We start from the raw sequence: 24467 nt of genomic DNA, 5'->3' as shown, positions 1-24467 counted from the left end.
GAGAGAATCGTGCTTCAAAACCTTGCGTCTTCATCGGCCCGCGTCCTGTAGGGGCGAAGCATTCGGATAAAAAATCTACGGTTTCACCGATAGGTTATTGCCCGAATGCTTCGCCCGTACTTTTTCAGCAAACCCTAATTAGGGCTTGCTGAATAAATCTAAAAACCTTGTTAGATTAAGGCTTTTTCAGGGGGAAAATTCACACCCCACACCCCACACCCTGCCCCCACCAACAAACTTTTTCAGCAAACCCTAATTATTACCCCGGATTCTGTGCGATCAAAATAACTGTTTGCATTAGTCCGACTAGAAGACCGAGAATCCCACCAAGATTAACAATTCCCTGTAATTCCTGTTTAACAATGCCTTGAATAGCATTTTCCAGATCGGCCGGCGAAGTAGCATTTACCCGATCGCGGATCACTTGATCGATGTTGAGAATCGGGATAATTTGGGCGACTAATTTCTCTAAATCTTCCTCTAGATAACGCTCTAAAATTAACGCTAACTCTTGACTAATTACCCCTAATGATGTAGTCATTGACTCCGAAGATTGCAGACGATTAATAATTAAATTAGCGATTTGATCCCAGTCGATCGTTTGTCCAAAATCTTGCAGAAATTGTTCGCCACTTTCTTGAATATAAATTCGCACCGTGTCTCTAGTGGTTTTACGCAATTGTCTGACGGTGGAGATAGGTAAATTTTGTAAAGAGATACTTTGTAACCAGTTTTTCAGACGATTACGCATCTCTAAAGATAGTAATAATTCTTTGATTCTGGTATTAGCTAAATCCTTTTCATCAAGGCAAAAAGTGCGTAAGCGGGCCAGGGCATTGCGTAAACCGAATAAATTGGCTACTACCCAATAGGTTCCACTGGTTTTTTCCCGAAATCCTTCATCGATAACCTGAATATTGCGATCGGTTAAAAAATCGATTAAAGCTAGACGGATAACATCAGCAGGTAGGACGGTTTCTAATAGCCAATCGGAGAATTGTCGCGCCTGTTGTTCACTGAGAGAAAATTCTAAGACTAGGCGATCAAAAATTTGATTGATCTGTTTTTCTAAAAAGTCCTGCCGTCGGGCTAAAACTTTTAGTAATCTCGCTAAAGATTCCCCGAATAAATCGTGAAGAATCGCCGCCAAAATCTCGGCGGTTTTTGCTTGCCGATCGCCTTTTATTTGTTTTAAAGCTAATTGTAACAGCCAGAGTATCGCCCCCTGTACCCTTTCGGTGTCGAGGAGTCGTTTAGCCAGTTTTTGTAATTCCTCGGGGGTTAACAGGGAACCCATGATCGTATCCGATACCCGGACAGCTAATCGATCTTGATTGCGAGGAATTAGCCCCGGAGTGAAGGGAAGAGGACGCTTACCGATATAAATCGCCTTGTAGGGACGAAATAGCATTTTAATGGCTACATCGTTGGTAAAATAGCCAATAATTGCCCCCGCGATCGGCGGTAAGATCCATGTCCAAAGAGTAGGGAGATTCAATTTAGCAGCAAAAAATAAACGGAAATGTGAGTAAGTTATTTCTTCAAGACTAACACTCCCATCAGTCCTGCTAGGAGTGGATAGTGAACGGCACTGGAAAATCCCGACCTATAGCCTAATTTTACCTGTTCTGGGCCCTGGGGAAAGCGATCGATACTGGGACTAATATAAGCGTACTGGTCAGTTAAACCGTAGCGCTCGGCAGCCGGAACGACGATATGATCGAGATACCAGTTTTGGAATAATTTGGCGATGGTTTCGGTGGGTTGATGGAAGTCAAGAATCGCCGCTTTAGCACCCGGTTTCAGGACTCGGTATAATTCCCCCAAACATTGGGCAATATCCACCACATTGCGTAATCCATAGCCAATAGTGGCACAATCAAAGCTAGAATCGGCAAAGGGTAAATTGAGGGCATCCCCCTCCATCCAGTTAATATTAGTGGCGCTAAAACGTTGACGGGCGATTTTTAATTGTTGTGGGGAAAAATCTAGTCCGATCACTTTGCCGGTTTTGCCCACTTGTTTTGATAATAGGTTAGTCAGGTCGCCGCTGCCACAACAGATATCGAGGGCAAAGTCCCCTTTTTTGGGTTGACACCATTTGACTGTCATTAATTTCCAGACGCGGTGTAATCCTAAACTTAATTCTTGATTGAGTCGGTCATATTCGGGAGCGATCTGATCAAAAATTGCTTGTATTTCTGTGGAGTTAGGTGAGGATTGATTGGACATTTTTATAATATGGCATCAGAGAAAATCCCAGATGAAGTTATATCATTCTATCCTATCTGCGCCCACGGGGATAAGCTGTTGAGCATCTACAGCAGTTATCTTCATGGTGGGGAACAGTGACTTAGGTTACGCTTCATCTATCCGAGAACCTTCCGGTCGTAGTTCGATCAACAGGCCTTCCCGGGCGAGAATAGTTTGAGGCAGAATCTTTCTTGCCTGTTCACCAATGCGATCAAGAAAATCGTCATTATGGGCGGGATCGTGATGAAATAGAACTAACTGCTTAACTTGCGCTGCTTGAGCGATTTTGACTGCCTGCTGCCAAGTGGAATGACCCCAACCCACCTTAGAATACTTAGGATCGTTGTATTCCTCATCGGTGTAGGTAGCATCAATAATCATCACATCCGCTTGCCGGACTAAAGCCAAAACGTTATCATCAAGGCGATCGGGAAAATGTTCGGTATCGGTAATATAAGCTGCCGATAAACCCCGCCAATTTACCCGATAACCCACCGCTTCCCCCGGATGATTTAAAGGACGGGTTTCGACGCTGACATCGCCATAGTGGAGGGTTTCGCCGATTTCTAGATCATAAAATTCTAAATCGGCCCGCATAATCTGCAAAGGCACGGGAAAATTAGGGTGTGACATCTGATCGTCTAATCTTTGCTTCATGGTTGCCCCGTTGGGGGAGGGAACCCCATAGATTTTAAAAGTATTGCCCCTGATAAAAGCGGGGGTAAAAAAAGGAAAACCTTGAATATGATCCCAATGGGAGTGGCTGAAAAATAAATGGGCTTTCGCTGGACTTTCTGCCATCAAAGACTGTCCTAGGATGCGTAACCCCGTACCACCGTCAAAAATTAATCTTTCTCTACCGACTTGCATCTCCACACAGGAAGTATTACCACCATAACGAACGGTTTCCGAACCTGGACAGGGAATACTTCCCCGTACTCCCCAAAATTTGATCTGGAAGCAGTTGTAGGGCATATCAGAAGTTGGTCTACTTGTGCTGATGGGCTAATAGATCAGATTAGCACTCTTCCACAATTAAGGCAGTGACTTCATCCCGAAGATAACGATCTATGATTAAGGGGTGAGGATCGTCACTTTTGCAAGAGCTAAGGTATGGATTTACAGAAATTCTTAGAAAAACTGCCCCAACAGTATCAGGATTGGGGATCGGCTTTAATGTCGCCTATTTCCGAGCAATTAACCCTTTTAAGCGAAAAAACCGCCTCCTATTCTGATATCAATCTCTTTCCCCTGCTCAATCTAGCCGTTGCCTGTCTGCAACCGGACGAGGTTTACTGTCAAATTGGCTGTTTTCGTCGCGGTAGTTTAGTCGCCGCTTTCTGGGATAATAGCGATCGCTGCGGTTATGGCGTAGAAGCTTTTTTTAAATACGATCCATCGGGAGAAAAGCTAACTATATTATCTGAGGATTGAGTTAGTTGCTTTTGGGTATAAGTGAGGAAAGATTAGCAAAAATTGCTCGCACTTGTGGGGCGATTCTTTCCCTTTGATTGATTAAATAAATACTAACAAGGGTTAAAGATACCCCCACCCATTGCAATATACTTAACATCTCACCAAGGAATAAATTCCCGAAACTGAGGGCAAAAACCGGAGTTAAAAAAGTTAAAGAACTTAAACTGGTTAAATTGCCCTTGGCGGCTAAATAAAAGAATATTCCATAGGCGATCGCACTACCAAAAATCGTGGCATAACTTAAAGCTAACCAACCATTTAAATCTATATTCTGCCATTGATGGGATTCTCTCAAACCTGAAGCTAAAAATAGCGGCAATCCTCCTAAAATCATGTGCCATCCGGTGGCGCTGACGGGATCCGCATGACGACAGACAAACCGGATTAAGACTGTTCCCACCGCCATGGATAGGGAAGCCAAAAGCATGAGCATTTCGCCGCTATTTAGTAATTCTTGCCAGCTAAAGTCAATATTTACCGCTTTTTGTCCAAAAAAGTCATAAAACCATTGATCGGGCAAGCCAATTAAACTAATTCCCCCAATCCCTAAACCCAATCCCAACCATCCCCAGACACCGATAACTTCTTTAAATAGCCAACTGGACATTAAAGCCACCGCTAGGGGTTGGGAGTCAATAATTACCGATCCTAACCCCGCCCCGGTGCGATTTAATCCCAATGCCAGAAAACCTTGAAAAAGAGTGGCATCCATCAGAGCAAAAAGGGCAATCCATAGCCACGCTTGCAGGGTTTTGGGCTGAGGACGACCTAAAAACCAAGCTACTATTAAAACTAACATTCCGGCGGGGACAAGGCGAATTCCCGCCATAAATAGGGGGGTAGTATGGGGGATAACACCCTTCATCGCTACCATCGCTGTTCCCCAGAGAAAAAACGGTGAGATAAATAAGAGGGGCGAGGATTTCTTTAAATCTAGGTTTTCCATAGGTAGCGATCGAGTGTTGTGGATAACAAATTTCTCTAATTGTATAGTAGAGACTGGGGATCAGCCCTTAATTCTCCTGACTTTCTCCTAACTGATTTTCCTCTAAATCTGTTATTGGTTTTTCTTCACTCGATCCGATCCAGATCGCAATCATTCCAGCAATAGGAATGGAGAGAAAAATTCCTAATAATCCCGCAACTCTTTCGCCGATAAAGAGGGATAAAAATAAAATTACTGGGTTTAATTCTAGGGCATTGCCCATAACTTTAGGGCGAAGAATATTATCTTGAATTTGCACCAAGACAACACAGACAATAAAAGCTTTAACGGCAATTGCTAGTCCCTGGGAGGTAAAAGTCAAGATAGTTACCAACAAAATGCCCAGGGTTGCCCCGATACCCGGGATAGCATCGATAACACCGAGAATGCTCGCTAAAATTAGCCCATATTTGATTCCCAATAGGGAAAAACTTAAGAAACTCGTCACGGATAAAAAGAGCATTAACAACAGTTGCCCGCGAATAAATCCCAGAAAACTTTGTCGAAAAGACTTGGCAAAACGCTCCCGGTATGCTAGGGGGAGAAGTTGCAAAAAACTTCGCCAGAGTTTATCACCGTCGATGAGCATATAAACACTGATCACCGCCCCGAAAATGCCCGTAAAGACACTGGAAAAAACTCCCTGTACGAGCGATAAACCCGTGGCTAAACCGGTTTGTAAGCTTCCCACCATTTTATTCAAATCTAATCGATCGAGAAAGTCTTGAAAGGGTAAAAAATCTTTTTGACTAAGGGCATCGGTAAGATTAAATAGTAGTCCTCTCCCCTGATTAACCGCTTCTAATCCTATGCCTGTGACTAATCTAAATAGGAGGATAAAAGCTACTAGGGTGGTAATAGCAATGGCTAGTCCTCTCGGTAGATAACGGGATAACCAAACCACGGGATAATTTAATAGAGCGGCCAGGACTGCCGAACCGGTAAAAATAGCGATCATCCCGTAGAAATAGTTAATTAAGATAATTAGACTCCAGCCACAGCCAAATAATAATAGATAGCGTACTAGAATCGAGTTATTCAGAGTTTTCCAAAAGGAACTAGAAGGGGGCATAAATAAAGCCAGAAATAGGATTTTAGCATTTAGAATTGTTTTAACAAAGCTTCCCGCATGACCGAGACGGGGACCGGTTGACCTAACCAGATTTCTAGTGCGATCGCTCCCTGATTAACTAACATTTCTAACCCATCAATAATTCTTATCCCTCTAGTCTGGGCCAACCGGAGAAATTTGGTCGGCCGGGGATTATAAATCAGATCGTAGGCGATCGCCGATGGGGGTAAAAGGTCTAATAATTCTAACTCAACAGGGGATTGTTCGCCCTGGGGGGACATTCCGATCGGGGTAGAATTAATCAGGAGTTCTGTGGTGGGTAGCATCCCCTCTAATTCGTCCCAGCCATGCACTTCTAGGAGGTCATAGAGGCTGGTATTCGCCCAACTTTCTTTAAAAGGATCTAATTTCCTTTGATTGCGTCCTACCACATGAATTTTGCCACAGCCCAACTGGGCGCAAGCCACCACTACCGCCCGGGCGGCGCCGCCATTGCCTAAAATAACTGGATTCACCTGACTCCAATCTTTGTCAAGGGATTTCAAGGGTGCGAGAAAGCCATCCACATCGGTATTCGTTCCCTGCCAGCCGGTTTCCGTGCGCCAGACGGTGTTAACTGCGCCCACTAGCCTTGCTTTCTCGGTAATTTGCGATAATAAGGGAATAATTGCTAATTTATGGGGAATTGTGACGCTAAAACCCTGTAGATCGATGGCGGCCAAGCCAGCGATCGCAGTTGCTAAATTTTCCGGGGCGATCGGTAGGGGAAGATAGACATAATTTAGCCCCAAGGCATCGATAGCGGCATTGTGCATGGGGGGAGAAAGAGTATGGCCGATAGGATCGCCGATTACGCCTAATAACTTGGTTTTTCCGTTAATAATGGTCATAAAAAAAGGTGGGCTTTCCCCACCAAAGTTTGATATCAAGGGTGGCCAATGCTCACCTTACTATACTAGGGTTTGCTGAAAAAGTTTTTCCTGGGGGCAGGGTGTAGGGTGTGGGGTGTGGGCTTCGGCCGTGAGCTCAGCGTTCGACTGAGCTCACGCCGAAGTCCGAACGGGTGTAGGGTTTTACCGATTTTGAGGGGGTCAATTACCTAATTTTCAGGGAAAAAGTCCAGGGATTTTTCCCCCGATCACTCCCAGATCCATTACTTTTTGATGGCCAAAAGGTCTAAAAGTTTTACCCAACAAGGTTTTTAGATTTATTCAGCAAACCCTATACTATTTCTTGATTTCGCGGGCCATTTTCAGGAAAGGATTGATATTGTCATCGTTAGCGCGACGAACGTTATCATTAGCAGCGTTAGCCTTACTATTAGCCTCGGAAGTGGCCGATTTTGCCACAATACCGTTATCGGTGACTTTGCTGACTTCCATAGAAGAAATCTGTTTAATCGATTCGCCACCCTTTTTATTCGAGGCAGTTTTCGGGAAAGTACGTCGGATCGTGATCGGTGTCCGCATAAAGTCGATATCACCGAGAGTTTTAGCGTCATCGGGTTCCAAGTAAAAAGCCTCTTTCGGTTCCGGTGCGCTCATATCCATCGGTTCATCGACGTATTTCGTCTTATTGCCAAACAGGCCAAAGAATCCAGCCATTTTCTCGCTCTCCTAAATAAATATATTTACCATAAATTGCTGCTGATTGTTAAATCATATCAATATTTATGACAAAAAGCCAGGTAGCCATCTATCAGTTATCAGTGATCAGTTATCAGTTATCAGATGTGAGTTTTCAGTTCACTGATTACTGATCACTGTTTACTGTTCACTGAAAAGCTTCCCCACACCCCACACCCCACACCCCACACCCCACACCCCACACCCCACACCCCACACCCCACACCCCACACCCCACACCCCACTTCCCAATCAACGCTGTTCTAACCTACGACTGGCTAGGGACATAGAATAACAGAAAATCCAGTAAATAAACGCCAAAAATAGATAAACCTCTGGATAATCGCCGATAAATTTCGGATTAGCTAAAACCGATCCTGCCATACCCAAGAGGTCCACCAGCCCCACGATCGCCAGTAGAGAAGTATCCTTAAATAAACTGATAAATTGACCAACAATAGCGGGAATGACCGCTTTTAAAGCTTGGGGTAGAACGATCAATAATAAAACGAAAATCGGTTTTAAACCCAAGGCTTTGGCCGCTTCAACTTGACCCTTGGGAATCGCTTGTAAACCACCGCGGACATTTTCGGCCAGATAGGCTGCTGCAAAAAGGGTAAATCCGGCGATCGCTCTGATCACCCGTTCCGGTCTCGTCCCGGCGGGTAAAATTAAAGGTAACATCACCTGAGCCATGAATAAAATTCCCAACAAAGGTAAACCGCGCAATAATTCGATATAGCCAATAGATAGCCAACGAATTGCCGGTAATTCACTCTGTCTCCCCAGGGCTAATAATACCCCCAAGGGGAAAGATAAAATCATACTGGCGATCGCTACTAATAAAGTTAAGATTAAACCACTGAGATCATCGAGGGGAATTGCCTTTAAAAATAATCCCCCCAATAGTAACCAAGCGATTAAAGGTAAAGTCAATAACCAGAGCAATCCCCACCAGCGTTGGAGAAAAGCGGGGCAATTGGGGAAGCGACCCCGGGTTAATTGCCAAGAAAACAGTGATAAAGCCGCAAGTATCGTTAAAATCAGCCAAATACGCCATATTGACTGTTCTGGATAACGACCGACTACGAATAAACCGATATTTTCCGTCACTACAGCCCATTTTGCCTGATTTATCGCCCAATCGAGAAAACTTAAACCACCCCAGAGGCCGAGAAATAGACCCGCAAGGGTTAAGATGATGTTGTACCAAGTGTTAAAGAGATTTTTTCTTAACCAGAGTCCCATAAAATTCCCTAACCTCCCCAGTGGTGATCCTTGTACTTCTTCAGTACAATGGTGCTATCAGAAAAATTCAGACTAATTTTCGACCATGAACAGTTGCATTTTAATGGCTAAAATTGTCCGTCGTCCCGAATTACGTTATACCCAAGATAATCAAACTCCCTACGCTCAAATGTTAGTCGAGTTTTCTCCCAATCGTGCCGAGGCAACCCCAGCTAATTTAAGGGCCGTAGCTTGGGGAAATTTAGCCTCAGAAGTCGCTCAGAACTATAATGAAGGCGATCGGGTAATTTTGGAAGGTCGTCTCTCGATGCAGACGATCGATCGTCCCGAAGGTTTTAAGGAAAAACGGGCCGAATTAGTCATTAGTCATCTCTATCATCTTGACGGCAGCATGAGTAGCGGTGAAATGGCAGCCCCGACTCCAGAAAAAGTCGTACCAATCAATACCCACAAATCGAATAAAACCCCGGTGGAAAAACCCGTCGCACCTGTCTCCACCGGGGACTTTGAATATGACGCATCCTATGAACTTTCTAATCCTTCCGCTTGGCAACCCAGCGACACATCGGTGGAGGAAAATTTAGACGATATTCCTTTCTAATCACCCCTCAAACTCTTAGATCTGGTTGCCATCCTCAACCCTGTCCCTCGCGAGCGATTGACTTTAGTTGAACCAGATTATGAAGCTGTCCCCAGCTTACCGAGCGTACAGGTGGGAACGGTGGTTGAGGTGCATGAAAAAGGTTCGCACTATCAATATTTAGTGGAATTTTCTGACAGTCAGGGGCGGGAATATGCGATGGCTATTCTGCCAGGCGATCAGCTTCTGGTCTTGCATTATGAACTGGAGGCGGCGCGAATTCTGCTTAAGGGAAAACCCTATGGCTCAAGTCAAAGTTTTCTATGAACCAGAAACGGAATTAATAATTATGTTCTAGCATATATTTTTTTAGTACGGCATTAATTAAAGTCTGATATTTTTTGGGAAATTGCTGTTTATACCAAGCAACAACTGAGGGTTCAAGCTGCAGAGTTACAGGAACTTTTAGAGGAGAATTAACAGTACCTTCTTGCCAAAATTCGGCATCAGTAGCAGCTATATCTGAATAATCTATATCAGAATCTTTCATCTGACCAAGGAGCTTTAATTGTTCCTCTCTCGACATACTCATAATAAATAATCACCTAAGTAGGTAGGCGTTAAAAATCATCAGATCCCCCCGCCTATCGGCACCCCCCTTATCAAGGGGGGCAGGGGGGATCGAACCTAAAATCCATTTTTAATTTAATTATAACCAGCTACTTAACAATGTTAGCGAAATTTTGAACCCTATTACCGAATCCTACACACCGCGCCACAATCCCTCACGGAAGGCGATCGGTCGCCTGAGAAGCAGTAAAACAGGGGAAAATACCTGAAACTCTTTCCCCTGTGAATCCCTAAGCCAGGGAGAAGAATATAAAGATTTATTAAATTGTAACTTTTAATACAGTGCGGGGGGGGGTAATGTGTATCATCTTGTTGTCCGCTAGTAGAAGTATTTTTCGGAATACTATTAAAAATGAAAAACTTTAATTTAGGTTTGATTCTTGGAATAACAGTAGCTACTATTGCTTTATGTCCTAAAAATGTTACCGCAAATTCCTTTACACTGATTAGTTTAACAGATACGAAGGATAGTTTTACAGCTACTTTCCAGTGGGATGGACGAAGAAATCCTAACGAATCACTTTTTTTTTCTATTGATAGAAGTGATTTTCCACAGATTAAATGTGCATTTAATGGAGGAGTGTGTTGGGATTTTTCTGTTGCTTTTAGTGATAATCAAATAAATGGTCTAGATTTTTTTGCTTTTGCTCAACATAAAGTTCCTGCTGACGATGGTGATAGTGATGAAGGTGATTTTTTTACATTTTCTCAAGCTGGAGATAAGATCGTCCCTGGTTTAATAACCCAAAAAACAGTAGGACATGAACATAATCCAGCACCAAATCATAGGGACTTGTATAGTATTAATCTTAGTCCTCAGTATATTTTTGTTTTTACTGGAAATCATATAGGTAGTGACATCAACATCAGTATACCTGAACCCTCTACCGCTCTCAGCCTCCTCGCACTCGGCACTCTAGGCGCAGCCTCAACCCTCAAGCGCAAACTAAAACCCTCCCAATCCACTGAAAAAGAAACTACAAAAGTCTCCTAAAATCCCCCATAAAACCCCACAAAAACCCCTTCATTAATTGGAGGGGTTTTTGTCATAAAACCCAGTCGTTGGTCGTTAGGAGAATTGAGATTGATTGTATATACCCCAAAATAAATAGTCCTACTGTTCACTAATTTTACTTTCAGCGAGAATTTCTTGGAGGACGGGGGATAAATTGCTAGTTAAACGGCCGGATCGAATAAATTCAGCGTAGGTATCAGCTTCGATATCTAGGAGGGTTTCCCGAAGTTGTTCCATTGTCAATAGCTGTAATTGGGGATAACTATCGTTGAGAGATTGAATTTCCGCTTCTACAGTCTTTAACTTTTCTTTGACAAGATGCTGCTCATAACTAAAGAATTCGGGGGCAACATCGGGAGATTTATCTAACTTAGAAAGATAGTCTAAAACCCTTTTTAAAGCTACCCGTCGGGCTAAAAGTTCCGCATAGTTTTCTCGAATTGGTTGATCACCGATCAAGTCTAATCTCGATAGGAAAGTTTGAATAGTTAATCCCTGAACCAAAAGGGTAAAGAGAACAACTCCGAAGACGATATCGATGATATCCTGACGATTGGGAAAAATAACCGGCACACTTAAAGCTAGGGCAATAGAAACGGAACCGCGCAAACCTCCCCACCATAAAACCGTTTTTTCTCGCCAATTAATTTTAGTTTCCATCAAGGCATTACTAACAGTTGCTAAAGCAAAGGTAGCCAGAAAACGGGCCGCTACCACGGCGGCGATCGTGATAAAAATTAAATTGAGATTATCGGCTAAACTGGAGAGACGGATCTGATCGCCGATGAGGAGAAAAACGATCGAATTGACAAAAAAAGCGAGAAACTCCCAGAATTGTGTGACTAATAGGCGGGTACGGGGACTCATACTGATTCTAGAGCCAAAATTACCCAAAATAATCCCCGTAGTCACCACTCCGATTACCCCCGAACCCCCGAACTCCTCGGTTAATAAATAAGCACCGTAGGCGGACACAAGAGTTAAAGACTGTTCTACTAGGGGTAAATCCAGACGTTGAGTCAGATAGGAAATACCAAAACCCACTAAACAACCCACTGCCACCCCGATACCGATAAAAGCCGCAATCCGGCTAATGGTTGTCTCTAAGGATAGACCACTAGCACCGAGGGGAATTTCCACCAAAAGAGCGAAAGCGACGACAGCGACCCCATCATTAAATAAGCTTTCCCCTTCCAAAAGCACGGTGAGGTTTTTACTTGCCCCCAATTCGCGAAAAAGAGCGACAACAGCGACGGGATCCGTAGAAGAAAGGCTCGCACCCACTAATAAGGCCGTAAATAGGGGTAAATTGGTCAATTCATCTAGGGCAAAGCCAACCCCGAAAATCGAGATAATTACGCCGACAATAGCGAAAAGACTGACGGGAATCCAATTATCCTTCAGATCTCGCCAGCGCGTATTCCAAGCGGCTTCAAATAGCAAAGGGGGCAGAAAAATTTCTAGAATCAGTTCGGGGGATAGGTTCACCAGACGGATATCGATGAAAGCTAAACCTAAACCGACTATCACTAACAATAGGGTGTAAGGAATTTGGCGAAACCAGCTAAAAATCCTCGAAACCGTGGCCACACTCAGGGAAACGGACAAAACAATTAGAAATTGTTCTAAATTTTGCTTAATGACTTCATCGGTAGCGGATTCTAAACTCATTGGGTGGGAGGCAATCGGTGAGCGGACGTGCAAGAAAAGAACAATCTAAATTATTATGACACTTTAGAACCAGTGATTTTTTCTCCTAAACCCAAGTTTTTCTGCTGGCAATTCCTTATTATCTATGTCCTTGACTATGCCTCAGTCTGCCGAGTCCTCCACGGGTGAGGATTTACCCCTAGCTATCTCACCCAGTAACGAGCAGTTAGAGAATATTAATAGCTATTTAAACCTGATTTTGGCGGCTTTAGTCTCTCTAGCTAATTTAGACTCCGAGTCTATCACCCAAGCAGCCCAAGAATTAGCCTTAGATGCAGATACAAGCGATCGCCTAGTTGCCCACCACTGGCAACCCCAGTCAAAACTTTCCCTAGCGGACATCCGTTCTCTAGTTCTCCTCCTCTGTCATCTAGCCCAAAAAAAGCAAGAGTTAATCCGTCGCGCTGTAATTCTTTTGGAACAAGTGGGAACTCAAGGAGAAGAACCGGTCAAAACCACGCTTTTGGGCAATTATATTGATAATTTTCGCTTAAAATACCCAGAAATATCGGAAAATAATCTCATTGATTCTAGCCTAACTTCCCTAGCTTGGAAATTATTAATCGATTTATTGTTCTACAGCAGTCCCCGCAGTCATCTCCTTCTCTGGCACACCCTTTTGGCAAGTAAAAAATAAAAAGCCTATCAGTTATCAGTTATCAGATGTAAGTTTTCAGATGTAAGTTTTCAGTTCACTGATTACTGTTTACTGTTTACTGGACGGCTACGCCGTGCCTTTGGCAACACTGAAAAAAAGCTTCCCAGTTCATAATTCATAATTCATAATTCATAATTCCCACCGATAACTAAAAATGAGTAATCTAATTCGCAAATATACACCCCCCACCTGTACCCTAGAAATTTGGGGAAATAGTTCGCCTCTAGCGGTTTGGCTGGGTAAAAATGTCTTAAACGATGCCCACTTTCAATTGCGTTTTGATGATCCTAGATTGAGTGAGGAAAAACAGGTGACGATCAAAGGCGATCGGACACAATTACAACTCCTAGGGGAAATTGTCGCTAATTATGTGCAGAATTTACTCTCTAGTCCCGTTTCTACCCTCTCTTTCGTGGCTAGTGGTTCCCCCGAAAGTCATCTCCCCTCCTTACCCTCCCTCCGTTGTCGGGGACTTCTCCAGCATCAATTATTTTTAGGTTCCCTGCTAACCGATCAGGATAAACAGGAGATCGAATTAACCACATCGCAATTATTCGATCTAGCCAATGCTTTAGGGGAATATAACCATGAAAGCCCCCTAATACCCCCATTAATTCGCCAGAAAACTCGAAAAAATGCCCTGATCTGGACGGGATTAATCGCCTCAGCCCTAATAACTATCGGGGGAATAGCGATCGCATTTTATCAACGGCAAGAAGTGGTCAACAATGATTTAACCAGCGATCCCAATAACGCCAAGATTCCCCAACCCTTGCCAACGCTGCCTTTACCCCCCACGGGAACAGCCGCCCCAAACCCGCAGTTACCGGCAAATTTGGGCAATAAAACCCCTTTACCGCCACCGCCACCCGTGGCAACCGTTCCAGTGCCAGTGCGCCCCTCTAGCGTCCCCCTAGTGATTCCGCCGTCCACTTTACCGCCGCCACCAGTGACAGGTTCGCGTCTAGGCGGCACGGCGATCGTAATTGAACCGAATAATCAGAACATCCCGATTACTGCCCCCCCCGTCACTGGCGCTCAGGGTACAAACGCACTAGCAAATATTCCCCCCACCACGATGAATCCGACTCCAGCACCGCCAAAATTGCCCAATTTACCGCCTCTAAGCCCTATTAACTCCGAAAATGTCAATTTAGACCCCAAACCGCCCACAAGCACTGCTAAAGCCCCAGAGACGAACTTACTAGATACCATTCCCCAAGTAGCAGAAACCAGAGAATATTTTCAATCCCGTTGGCAACCGCCAGAAAGTCTCAAGCATACTCTAGAGTACCGTTTGGTCTTAAATCAGGATGGTTCCCTAAAACAGATTATTCCCCTGGGACAGGCGGCGAAAATCTATCTCGATCGCACTAATATGCCCCTGCTCAATCAACCTTTCGTGTCTCCCCTCGATATCTCTGGTAATCCCCAATTGCGTCTAGTTCTTGGTTCTGATGGTACGGTGCGGACTTTTATGGAACAGTAATAGGCTGTACTGCATTTAAGTAGCTGGTTATAATTAAATTAAAAATTGATTTTAGGTTCGATCCCCCCTGCCCCCCTTGATAAGGGGGGTGCCGATAGGCGGGGGGATCCCCCTTAATAAGGGGGGCATCTGATAATTTTTAACGCCTACCTACTTAATTAACAATAATCTCGTCGATGCTGTCCGGTTGGTTCATTTCCGTTAGGGTTTGCCAACCGGATTGCCAGAGATTCGCGTCTTGCAACTGTTTAGCATTAATCCAGAAGCGGACGGTCGGATCGCAGGAAGCGACTAATTCGGCAAAAACCCATTGACCGCGATTTTGACGATTGACCACTTGAAAATGTCGCCAGCCCCATGTTTTTTGTTTTGCCGTCCATTTTGACCCCAAGAGATGGGGATATTTCTGTTTTTTGGGCATAAAAGTTAAAACACCTGAGTTCGGGATAGGCTAAAACCCTTATATTATCCTATGTCTGCCAACCCGATTCTTTTCCGGAAGCCAAGGAGAGGAAAAATGATCGGGGCGCTTAAGTGCGCCCCAGTTTTGGTTAATAACCGCGCCAAACACCAACCAAAACCCCTTGCACTTGTACTTGTTCGGTATTGGCTGTAATTGGTTGATATTTTTGATTGGAGGGTTGAAGAGTGATGATTTCTCCTTCTTGGTAGAAACGTTTTAAAGTAGTGCCGTGGCCTTCGACTCTAGCGGCGACGATTTCCCCATTGGACACCGCTTCACTACCCGTCAGAGAACGCATAATCACCAGATCCCCATCGGCAATATGATCCTCGATCATACTGTCTCCGGAAACGCGCAGAGCATAACAGTCTTGACTGCGTTGCAACAGGTTAGAAAGATCGAGTTTTTCTTCCTCATCGGTGAAGGGTTCCACTAAACCACCGGCAGCGATCACGCCGAGAATCGGTAAACCCTGCACTGGTTGTTTGAGAATCCGCAGGGTGCGTGCTTTTCCTTCTGTCCAATCAATATAGCCTTTGGTGCGTAAACGTTCTAAACGGCTTTGAATCGGTGCGGGAGAGCGTAAATTCATCGCTCGCATCATTTGCCGGATGGAAGGGGCGTGCTGAGTAGTGCGAATGTACTCAATTAGCCAGTCGTACAACTCCTGTTGCGCTTGAGTAAGGGATTCGAGGTTAGTCATGATCTATTTTCCTATCCTTGGGTTAAGATAATTTGTACTTTAGTTCATTTGTGTTCAACCTAGTACATCTTAACTTCATCGGCCGACTAAATCAACTGGTTATTGAGACCGCTGGCAAAAATCAAAAATTTAGGAAATTAATTCTGCACGATTACTTATCAATTCTCAATATTAATTAATCCAGGTGACAATTGCTGGCAAACTCAGCAGCGTATTAAGAAAAAATAACGAATTGCTAGAAAGCCGAGAATCTGGATAATGATCGAGGTGGAGACAGAAAAATCGCTCTACTTAAGCCTGTCTGCCGTAAGCGTCCAATAGTAGATAGGGAGTCAAAAGCGACGCTCAAAGAAAATCCTTCGGTTGTCAGGGAAACGAGAGGATATTTAGTGCGAAATTGAGCCGTAAAAAAACTTAAAATCCCGACAAATATCGTAAAAACTAAGGGGAACACATGACCACAAAAACCTATGCAACCATAGACGGTAACGAAGCTGTTGCACGCGTTGCCTATCGTCTCAGTGAAGTAATCGCTATTTATCCTATCACTCCCTCCTCGCCTATGGGTGAATGGTCCGATAGTTGGGCAGCCGAACGCAGAGCTAATCTCTGGGGAACCATTCCTTCCGTAATCGAAATGCAGAGCGAAGGTGGGGCAGCGGGAACCCTGCACGGAGCGCTACAAACAGGCTCTTTAACTACCACTTTCACTTCCTCCCAGGGATTATTATTAATGCTCCCCAACTTCTACAAAATTGCGGGAGAATTAACCTCTTCAGTAGTCCATGTGGCGGCCCGTGCTTTAGCAGCCCAAGGGTTGTCAATTTTTGGAGATCATAGTGATGTCATGTCTGCCAGAAGTACGGGTTGGGCTATGTTAGCGGCTAATTCCGTTCAAGAAGCTCAAGATCTGGCGGCTATTGCCACGGCTACCACCCTAGAAACCAGGATTCCTTTTCTGCACTTTTTTGATGGGTTTCGTACCAGTCATGAGGTGCAAAAAGTCGAATTAATTAGCGATGAAACTCTCAAAGAACTGATCGATGAAGACCTAATTATTGCCCATCGTCAAAGGGCTTTAACTCCCGATCGACCGGTGTTACGAGGCACGGCACAAAATCCCGATGTTTATTTCCAGGCAAGGGAAAGCGTCAATCCTTTCTATCATGCTTGTCCCGATATCGCCCAAAAAATTATGGATCGTTTTGCCCAATTAACAGGAAGGCAATACCATCTCTATGAATACCACGGTGCGCCCGATGCCGAAAGAGTGATTATTTTAATGGGATCGGGAGGGGAAACCGTCCATGAAACCGTTGATTATCTCAATCAAAATGGGGCTAAAGTTGGGGTTTTAAAAGTTCGTCTCTATCGTCCCTTTGCCGCCGACAAATTACTGGCAGCTTTGCCCACTACAGTGAAAAAAATAGCCGTTTTAGATCGCTGTAAAGAACCCGGTGCCGGGGGCGATCCGCTATATTTAGACGTGGTAAATGCCTTTATGGAAGAGTACGAAGGCAAGCTGCCGAAAATTGTGGGAGGACGCTACGGTTTATCTTCCAAAGAATTTACTCCGGCCATGGTTGCCGGTATATTTGATAACTTAAGTCTCGACAAACCGAAAAATCACTTCACTATTGGTATCGTTGACGATCTCACCTTTTCCAGTCTGGAATATGACCGCAGTTTTTCCACTGAACCAGACGAAGTAGTGCGGGCGGTTTTCTACGGTTTAGGTTCCGATGGTACGGTGGGAGCTAACAAAAATTCAATTAAAATTATCGGTGAAGATACTGATAATTATGCCCAGGGTTATTTCGTCTATGATTCCAAAAAATCTGGCTCCGTCACCGTTTCTCACCTACGCTTTGGCCCCCATCCGATTCGCTCTACCTATTTAATCACTGATGCTAACTTTATCGCCTGTCATCAGTGGGAATTTGTCGAACAATTTGATCTGCTAGAAACCGCTAAATCGAACTCAATTTTTCTGCTGAATAGTCCCTATCCACCGGAGGAGGTATTTAGTCACTTACCTCGCCATCTCCAGCAAACTATCATCGATAAAAATCTGCAAGTTTATACGATTAATGCGACTCAAGTAGCCAAAGAAGCGGGCATGGGCAGCCGGATTAATACCGTGATGCAGGTGTGTTTCTTTGCCCTAGCGGGGGTTTTGTCTCGGGAAGATGCGATCGCACAAATCAAAAAAGCCATCCGCAAGACCTACGGCAAGAAAGGCGAAGAAATCGTGCAGATGAACATCAAAGCTGTGGATTCTGCCCTAGAACACCTCTATCAAGTCCCAATTCCCGCCACTGTCACCCCTGAAGCTTTTGAGTTAAGACCACCAATTCCCGACACTGCACCCGCTTTCGTCCGAGAAGTCCTCGGCAAAATTATCGCCCGTCACGGGGATGAATTGCCCGTTAGCTCCCTTCCCAACGATGGGACCTATCCCACCGCCACTAGCCAATGGGAAAAACGCAATATTGCCCAAGAAATCCCCGTTTGGGATGCGGATGTCTGTGTTCAGTGCGGTAAATGCGTTCTCGTTTGTCCCCACGCCGTTATTCGCTCGAAAGTTTATGATGAGGCCGAATTAGCCACGGCCCCGGAAACCTTTAAAGTCGCTAATGCCAAGGATCACGACTGGAAAGGGCTAAAATTCACCATCCAAGTGGCCGCCGAAGATTGTACCGGTTGCGGTCTCTGTGTTGATGTTTGCCCCGCTAAAAACAAATCGCAACCGCGTCTAAGAGCGATTAATATGGCTCCCCAATTGCCCCTGCGGGAACAGGAACGAGTTAACTGGGATTTCTTCCTTAATTTGCCTAATCCAGACCGATTAAGCCTAAATCTCAATAAAATTAACCATCAGCAAATGCAGGAACCTCTCTTTGAGTTTTCTGGCGCTTGTGCCGGTTGTGGTGAGACTCCCTACGTTAAATTAGTCAGTCAGTTATTTGGCGATCGCATGATAGTGGCTAATGCCACCGGTTGTTCATCTATCTACGGAGGTAATTTACCGACAACACCCTGGGCAGTTAACGCCGAAGGTCGCGGTCCGGCCTGGTCGAATTCCCTCTTTGAAGATAATGCCGAATTTGGCTTAGGATTCCGAGTTTCCATCGATAAACAGGCAGAATTTGCGTCCGAACTTTTACAAACCCTTGCTAGTGAAATCGGAGAAAGTCTAGCGGCAGATATTCTCAATTGTCACCAAGTCGATGAAGCGGAAATTTACGAACAACGGCATCGGGTAGAGGACCTAAAATCCCGTTTAGGGCAATTAACCCCGACCACGCAGGTGAAAATGTTGTTATCCGTGGCCGATTATCTGGTCAAGAAAAGCGTCTGGATTGTCGGGGGTGACGGTTGGGCCTACGACATCGGTTATGGTGGCTTAGATCACGTTTTAGCTAGTGGTCGCAATGTGAATATTTTGGTCATGGATACGGAAGTTTACTCGAATACGGGCGGCCAGGCCTCGAAAGCTACTCCTCGGGCCGCCGTAGCTAAATTTGCTTCTGGTGGCAAACCAGGACCGAAAAAAGACCTCGGTTTAATGGCCATGACCTACGGTAATGTCTATGTGGCCAGCGTGGCTATGGGAGCAAAAAACGAGCAAACGATTAAAGCTTTCCTAGAAGCGGAAGCTTACAACGGGCCATCGTTAATTATCGCCTATTCTCACTGTATTGCTCACGGGATCAACATGACCACCGCCATGAACCATCAAAAAGAAGTGGTGGAAAGCGGTCGCTGGTTAATGTACCGTTATCATCCCGATTTAGCTAAAGAAGGCAAAAATCCCCTGCAATTGGATAGCCGTGCGCCTAAGCTTACCGTAGCGCAAACTCTCTACTCGGAGAATCGCTTTAAGATGTTGGCCACCAGTAAGCCGGAGGAAGCTAAACGTCTGCTCAAAGAAGCACAAGCAGATGTGGATACGCGCTGGCAAATGTATCAGTATTTAGCAGCAAAAGGTACAGGGAGCAACGAATAGTTATGAATCTACACACTACTTACATGGGTTTACAATTGCGATCGCCGCTAGTTATCGGTGCGGCCGCACCCTTGAGCGAGGATATCGACAATATCAAGAGAATGGAAGACTTTGGGGCCGCTGCCGTGGTTTTACACTCCTTTTTCGAGGAGCAGATTAAACACGAAAGACTGGCTCTACACCATCATTTTACCCACGGAGCCGAGAGTTTTGCGGAAGCTTTGACTTATTTTCCCGAACCGGAGGTTTTTCACGTTGGTTCCGACGAATATCTCAACCATATTCGCAAAGCCAAAGAAATGGTCGATATTCCCATTATTGCCAGTCTCAACGGTGAGACCTCTGGGGGATGGTTGGAGTATGCCATTCAAATTCAACAAGCGGGCGCTGATGCTTTGGAGTTGAATGTTTATTATGTTCCCAACGACCTGGAATTAACCGGAAATCACGTCGAACAAAACTATATTGATATCCTCAAAATTGTCAAATCGGAGGTATCAATTCCCGTCTCGATGAAGTTAAGTCCCTACTTTAGCAATACGGCCAATATGGCTAAACAATTAGCGGAAGCGGGGGCCGATGGGTTGGTATTATTTAACCGTTTCTATCAGCCGGATATCGACTTAGAAACCTTAGATGTTCACCCCAATATTATCCTCAGTAATCCCCAAGCAATGCGTTTACCCCTGCGCTGGATTGCCATGCTTTACGGTCGTGTACCGACTGATTTTGCCGCTACCAGTGGTATTCATAACGCCATCGACGTGATCAAAATGATGATGGTGGGGGCAAAAGCGACCATGTTAGTTAGTGTTTTATTACGCCACGGTTTGGAGGAAATTACCAAGATCGAACAGGGTTTATTGCATTGGTTGGAAGAAAATGAATACGAATCGATCGAGCAGTTAATTGGCAGTATGAGTCAAATGAATTGCCCAGATCCGACTGCTTTTGAACGGGTACAGTACATGAAAGCTCTGCAAAGTTACGAACCTGTTTGGAAACGTTTTCAAACCACCAGTAAATAAAAGTGGAAAGTGGGGAGCTTTTTTCAGTGATCAGTGATCAGTAATCAGTAATCAGTGAACTGAAAACTTAAGTAGGTAGGCGTTAAAAATTATCAGACACCCCCCTTATCAAGGGGGATCCCCCCGCCTATCGGCACCCCCCTTATCAAGGGGGGCAGGGGGGATCGGCACCCCCCTTATCAAGGGGGGACTAAAGGGGGATCGGCACCCCCCTTATCAAGGGGGATCCCCCCGCCTATCGGCACCCCCCTTATCAAGGGGGGCAGGGGGGATCGAACCTAAAATCGATTTTTAATTTAATTATAACCAGCTACTTAACTGAAAACTGAAAACTTACATCTGATCACTGATAACTGATAACTGATAACTGACAAAAAAATCCTGGAGGATATAACCATGAACGAGAATCAAAAGAAAAAAATCGGTATTCTGACCAGTGGTGGCGATTGCCCGGGGTTAAATGCGGTAATTCGTGCCGTGGTGAAATCATCAAAACTAAAGGGTTGGGATGTGTACGGCATTCCCTACGGGACCGACGGTTTTATGCAGATTGCCGAGGGAAAATATCACCCCCAAGATTTAATCCTGACTCAGCATGGCTATAACCTACCCGGGGTCTTGAAAGGATTAGACGTTTTGCAGTTTCTTAGTGGTAGTGTCTTGGGTTCTTTGAGCAAAGGACATCCCGAAAACCCAGAAATTGCCACGAAAATCCTGCAAGGATACGAAATGCTGGGATTAGATGCCCTGATCGTCGTCGGGGGCGATGGGAGCATCGATATCATCTACGATCTCGCCCAGAAAGGCAATTGGAATATTATCGCGGTTCCCAAAACCATCGATAATGACGTTCCCTATACGGAATGGGCAGTCGGTTTTACCACTGCCGTCGATATCGTTACTCAAGCTTTGTATGATCTCACCTTTACCGCCGCTAGTCACGAAAGGGTGATGATTGTGCAGGTGATGGGTAGAGATGCCGGTCATTTAGCCCTTCATGCCGGAATTGCCGGGGGGGCCGATGCGATTTTTATTCCCGAATTAACCCCGGCTCTCACTCCCGCAATTATCGACGGTTGTTGTCGTCATTTGGCAGAATTACGCGCTCAAGGTCGTAAATTCGCTCTCATTGTCATTTCTGAGGGTGTTAAGAACGAAAATAACCAAAAAGAGAAGTATATTGCCGATTATTTAGAAAAATTAATATTTGACAAAACTCGCTCTTTGTGCGTTACCGATCCCGTCTTCTGTTATCTCAATTCCATGGATGTGCGGGCCATGTCTTTGGGACACCTGCAAAGAAGTCGTCCTCCTTTGGCCATGGATCGACTGTTAGCCACGGCTTTCGGCATTAAGGCCGTAGAATTAATTGAACAGGGAAAACTCGATCGCGTGGTGATTTGGCGCGGGGGACAAGTGCGTAGTTTGCCCCTGAAACCAGTGATCAAAATTATCAAACAATGTCATCAAGAGCATCGCTGTGCCTATCCCGTGGATCCTGATGGTTTTATTGTGAAAACAGCCCGTTCTTTGGGAATTTACCTAGGGGAAAATCCCACAACTGAGACGGCAGTGGTTCCAGAAGCTGTGGAGGCGTTGGTTTAGTTATAATAAAGCGAGAAGGGTTGCTCATACTTTCTCGCTTTATTAATTGGTTAAGATATTTAATTCTGCTAATTTTACTTGCAATAATTTACTGTATTTTATGGCTTTTCTCAGTAATCTGTCATCGGTGGTTAACAATACGTCTATTCTAGCATATTCAGCGCAAGCGATATGAAAAGAATCATAAAGATCAAATCCTAAATATATAACCAATACTGTTTAACTGTTGTCCCATTCTTCATCACTAATACCCGCTTGTTTGAGAATTTCCTTAACTAAATCTGTAGAGATTTCTTGATTTCCATGAGGGTTAGGGATGCGAATTTTATGTTGACCCTTTTTCATAAATTGATGTTTACTACCAGAAAAAGGCCCTGTGTAACCTAAAGCTTTCAATTTTCTGATTAATTTTCTGCGAGAAATTGCTGATGGCATAACTAAACTTCTGCAACTGTTGTAACTTTAATTTCTAATCCATCTATGATAGGTAAAGGGTCGCCATCTTGTAATTTTAAAATGATCCATTCTTCTAGAACTTCTAGTAAGTCTTGACGGCATTCTTCAACGGTCAATCCATTTCCCCAAACGCCTTGAAAGCCTTCTATTTCAGCAAACCAAGTACCGTCATTTAGCCTTTTGTATTGTGCTTTTTGTAAAGCTTTTTCACAATAATTGAGTAAGATCATTTTCTTCTCTAAATCTCCATAATATGTAACTATATTATCACTTCTCCTCACCAATCCCATCACACAAATGTCTATCCTCCTCCTTAACGCCAGAATTAGGATTGTGCAAATAAACCCGCACCCAATCGCAACTACGCTCCATTAAAGCGTTTAAGTCCTGCATTGTCCTACAATCTTTCTGTATTGTCCTACAACTCTTCTGCATCGCCCTATAATCCTTCTGTATCCTCACAAAGAAGTCTAAACCAAGATTAAAGGGATTTTAGGATTAACTGGATTATTTACTTGGAAACTCCTGACAATCTTTTAAGATTGAGCATCCTGAAAATCCTCTAATCCTCAAAATCCTGATACTGACGATTTACCCCCAATCCCATCACACAAATGCCTATCCTCCTCCCTGACGCCAGAATTAGGATTGTGCAAATAAACCCGCACCCAATCGCAACTACGTTCCATTAAATCACTTAAGCCCCAGTCTGTCCCAAGATTCCAGAGTTTGATAGTCTTGTCGTCACTACCGCTCACCAAAGTCTTACCGTCGGGACTAAAATTAACGCTATAGACAAAGCTATAATGCCCCTTGAGGGTGCGAATTTCTTTACCGGTTTCTACATTCCAGAGTTTGATAGTCTTGTCCCAACTACCGCTCACCAAAGTCTTGCCGTCGGGACTAAAATTAACGCTTCCGACACCGCTATCATGCCCCTTGAGGGTGCGGATTTCTTGGCCTGTTTCTACATTCCAGAGTTTGATAGTCTTGTCACTACTACTGCTCACCAAAGTCTTGCCGTCGGGACTAAAATTAACACTCTGGACAAAGTTATCATGCCCCTTGAGGGTGCGGATTTCTTTGCCCGTTTCTACATTCCAGAGTTTGATAGTGCTGTCCCAACTACCGCTCACCAAAGTCTTGCCGTCAGGACTAAAATTAACGCTCCAGACAGCCCTATCATGCCCCTTGAGGGTGCGGATTTCTTGGCCTGTTTCTACATTCCAGAGTTTGATAGTCTTGTCACTACTACTGCTCACCAAAGTCTTGCCGTCAGGACTAAAATTAACGCTCCAGACAGCCCTATCATGCCCCTTGAGGGTGCGGATTTCTTGGCCTGTCTCTACATTCCAGAGTTTGATGGTGTTGTCACCACTACTGCTCACCAAAGTCTTGCCGTCGGGACTAAAATTAACGCTTATGACATCTCTATCATGCCCCTTGAGGGTGCGGATTTCTT

At 44.6% G+C, this 24467-nt stretch carries 24 protein-coding genes; 9 read left to right on the top strand and 15 right to left on the bottom strand.

From position 1 onward, the window contains the following. Positions 1–259: 259 nt before the first annotated feature. From IM462_RS17615 to IM462_RS17605, 3 genes are all read right to left on the bottom strand, one after another. Complete coding sequence (locus IM462_RS17615; RefSeq protein ID WP_287703595.1) at positions 260–1498, bottom strand: DUF445 domain-containing protein; 1239 nt, start codon at positions 1496–1498, stop codon at positions 260–262. A 35-nt stretch (positions 1499–1533) separates the two neighbouring features. Continuing rightward, positions 1534–2232 (bottom strand): bifunctional demethylmenaquinone methyltransferase/2-methoxy-6-polyprenyl-1,4-benzoquinol methylase UbiE, encoded by a 699-nt coding sequence (ubiE, locus tag IM462_RS17610; RefSeq protein WP_287703593.1) that lies wholly within the window; start codon positions 2230–2232, stop codon positions 1534–1536. Positions 2233–2358: 126 nt separating this feature from the next. Then, positions 2359–3228 carry an MBL fold metallo-hydrolase gene (locus IM462_RS17605; protein ID WP_287703591.1) on the bottom strand — a complete coding sequence of 290 codons (870 nt, stop codon included), beginning with the start codon at positions 3226–3228 and terminating at the stop codon, positions 2359–2361. Positions 3229–3366: 138 nt separating this feature from the next. Here IM462_RS17605 and IM462_RS17600 point away from each other — a divergent pair, with 138 nt between their 5' ends. After that, a complete protein-coding gene (locus tag IM462_RS17600) occupies positions 3367–3687 on the top strand; it encodes a methyltransferase type 11 (protein WP_287703589.1) in 321 nt (106 codons plus the stop codon). Position 3688: 1 nt separating this feature from the next. On the opposite strand, the gene IM462_RS17595 is transcribed toward IM462_RS17600, so the two are convergent. From IM462_RS17595 to IM462_RS17575, 5 genes are all read right to left on the bottom strand, one after another. Further along, entirely contained in the window at positions 3689–4675 is a 987-nt protein-coding gene (locus IM462_RS17595; protein WP_287703587.1) for a DMT family transporter, read from the bottom strand. A 67-nt stretch (positions 4676–4742) separates the two neighbouring features. Further along, positions 4743–5786, bottom strand: coding sequence for an AI-2E family transporter (locus IM462_RS17590; protein ID WP_287703586.1), 1044 nt, complete (start codon positions 5784–5786; stop codon positions 4743–4745). Positions 5787–5815: 29 nt separating this feature from the next. Next, on the bottom strand, positions 5816–6676 hold the full coding sequence (locus tag IM462_RS17585) for a shikimate dehydrogenase (protein ID WP_287703584.1): 861 nt from the start codon (positions 6674–6676) through the stop codon (positions 5816–5818). A 336-nt stretch (positions 6677–7012) separates the two neighbouring features. Further along, the gene (locus tag IM462_RS17580; RefSeq protein ID WP_002737069.1) at positions 7013–7390 is read right to left on the bottom strand and encodes a hypothetical protein; all 378 of its coding nucleotides are present in this window, start codon (positions 7388–7390) and stop codon (positions 7013–7015) included. Positions 7391–7663: 273 nt separating this feature from the next. Further along, positions 7664–8659 (bottom strand): amino acid ABC transporter permease, encoded by a 996-nt coding sequence (locus IM462_RS17575; protein ID WP_287703582.1) that lies wholly within the window; start codon positions 8657–8659, stop codon positions 7664–7666. Between the two features lie 85 nt (positions 8660–8744). Between IM462_RS17575 and IM462_RS17570 the strand changes: the two genes are divergently transcribed. Beyond that, positions 8745–9260: a single-stranded DNA-binding protein gene (locus IM462_RS17570; protein ID WP_287703580.1), complete on the top strand. Its 516-nt coding sequence runs from the start codon at positions 8745–8747 to the stop codon at positions 9258–9260. Between the two features lie 21 nt (positions 9261–9281). Continuing rightward, positions 9282–9566, top strand: a complete 285-nt coding sequence (locus tag IM462_RS17565) for a DUF4926 domain-containing protein (RefSeq protein WP_287703598.1) — start codon at positions 9282–9284, stop codon at positions 9564–9566. A gap of 13 nt (positions 9567–9579) precedes the next feature. On the opposite strand, the gene IM462_RS17560 is transcribed toward IM462_RS17565, so the two are convergent. Beyond that, positions 9580–9831 carry a BrnA antitoxin family protein gene (locus tag IM462_RS17560; RefSeq protein WP_287715438.1) on the bottom strand — a complete coding sequence of 84 codons (252 nt, stop codon included), beginning with the start codon at positions 9829–9831 and terminating at the stop codon, positions 9580–9582. A gap of 390 nt (positions 9832–10221) precedes the next feature. Between IM462_RS17560 and IM462_RS17555 the strand changes: the two genes are divergently transcribed. After that, a complete protein-coding gene (locus IM462_RS17555; RefSeq protein WP_287703575.1) occupies positions 10222–10863 on the top strand; it encodes a PEP-CTERM sorting domain-containing protein in 642 nt (213 codons plus the stop codon). A gap of 120 nt (positions 10864–10983) precedes the next feature. Here IM462_RS17555 and IM462_RS17550 read toward each other — a convergent pair whose 3' ends face one another. Continuing rightward, complete coding sequence (locus tag IM462_RS17550; protein WP_147072914.1) at positions 10984–12555, bottom strand: Na+/H+ antiporter; 1572 nt, start codon at positions 12553–12555, stop codon at positions 10984–10986. A 136-nt stretch (positions 12556–12691) separates the two neighbouring features. Between IM462_RS17550 and IM462_RS17545 the strand changes: the two genes are divergently transcribed. Beyond that, positions 12692–13231, top strand: coding sequence for a DUF3038 domain-containing protein (locus IM462_RS17545; RefSeq protein WP_271935893.1), 540 nt, complete (start codon positions 12692–12694; stop codon positions 13229–13231). A 175-nt stretch (positions 13232–13406) separates the two neighbouring features. Beyond that, the gene (locus IM462_RS17540; protein WP_287703572.1) at positions 13407–14741 is read left to right on the top strand and encodes a DUF4335 domain-containing protein; all 1335 of its coding nucleotides are present in this window, start codon (positions 13407–13409) and stop codon (positions 14739–14741) included. Between the two features lie 154 nt (positions 14742–14895). On the opposite strand, the gene IM462_RS17535 is transcribed toward IM462_RS17540, so the two are convergent. Continuing rightward, the gene (locus IM462_RS17535) at positions 14896–15162 is read right to left on the bottom strand and encodes a TIGR02450 family Trp-rich protein (RefSeq protein ID WP_016515581.1); all 267 of its coding nucleotides are present in this window, start codon (positions 15160–15162) and stop codon (positions 14896–14898) included. A 130-nt stretch (positions 15163–15292) separates the two neighbouring features. After that, a complete protein-coding gene (lexA, locus tag IM462_RS17530) occupies positions 15293–15907 on the bottom strand; it encodes a transcriptional repressor LexA (protein WP_287661965.1) in 615 nt (204 codons plus the stop codon). 454 nt (positions 15908–16361) lie between these two features. Between lexA and nifJ the strand changes: the two genes are divergently transcribed. The 3 genes from nifJ to IM462_RS17515 all read left to right on the top strand — a co-directional run bounded on the left by nifJ (position 16362) and on the right by IM462_RS17515 (position 22549). Next, positions 16362–19916: a pyruvate:ferredoxin (flavodoxin) oxidoreductase gene (gene nifJ, locus IM462_RS17525; protein WP_287703570.1), complete on the top strand. Its 3555-nt coding sequence runs from the start codon at positions 16362–16364 to the stop codon at positions 19914–19916. 2 nt (positions 19917–19918) lie between these two features. Further along, positions 19919–20944 carry a dihydroorotate dehydrogenase-like protein gene (locus IM462_RS17520; protein WP_147073068.1) on the top strand — a complete coding sequence of 342 codons (1026 nt, stop codon included), beginning with the start codon at positions 19919–19921 and terminating at the stop codon, positions 20942–20944. A 396-nt stretch (positions 20945–21340) separates the two neighbouring features. Continuing rightward, positions 21341–22549 (top strand): ATP-dependent 6-phosphofructokinase, encoded by a 1209-nt coding sequence (locus IM462_RS17515; protein WP_287703567.1) that lies wholly within the window; start codon positions 21341–21343, stop codon positions 22547–22549. A gap of 219 nt (positions 22550–22768) precedes the next feature. On the opposite strand, the gene IM462_RS17510 is transcribed toward IM462_RS17515, so the two are convergent. The 3 genes from IM462_RS17510 to IM462_RS17500 all read right to left on the bottom strand — a co-directional run. Further along, positions 22769–22984, bottom strand: a complete 216-nt coding sequence (locus IM462_RS17510; RefSeq protein ID WP_002738249.1) for a type II toxin-antitoxin system HicA family toxin — start codon at positions 22982–22984, stop codon at positions 22769–22771. 2 nt (positions 22985–22986) lie between these two features. Further along, a complete protein-coding gene (locus IM462_RS17505) occupies positions 22987–23235 on the bottom strand; it encodes a type II toxin-antitoxin system HicB family antitoxin (RefSeq protein ID WP_002736552.1) in 249 nt (82 codons plus the stop codon). A gap of 339 nt (positions 23236–23574) precedes the next feature. Further along, positions 23575–24467: WD40 repeat domain-containing protein (locus tag IM462_RS17500; protein WP_287715437.1), on the bottom strand; the 893-nt coding region annotated here is incomplete at its 5' end.

Origin of the sequence: Microcystis sp. M144S2 (assembly GCF_020246065.1) — a bacterium.
Lineage (GTDB): Bacteria > Cyanobacteriota > Cyanobacteriia > Cyanobacteriales > Microcystaceae > Microcystis > Microcystis ichthyoblabe_A.
The sequence above is the reverse complement of the archived record's forward strand: the minus strand, read 5'-3'. Positions and strand labels throughout refer to the sequence as shown.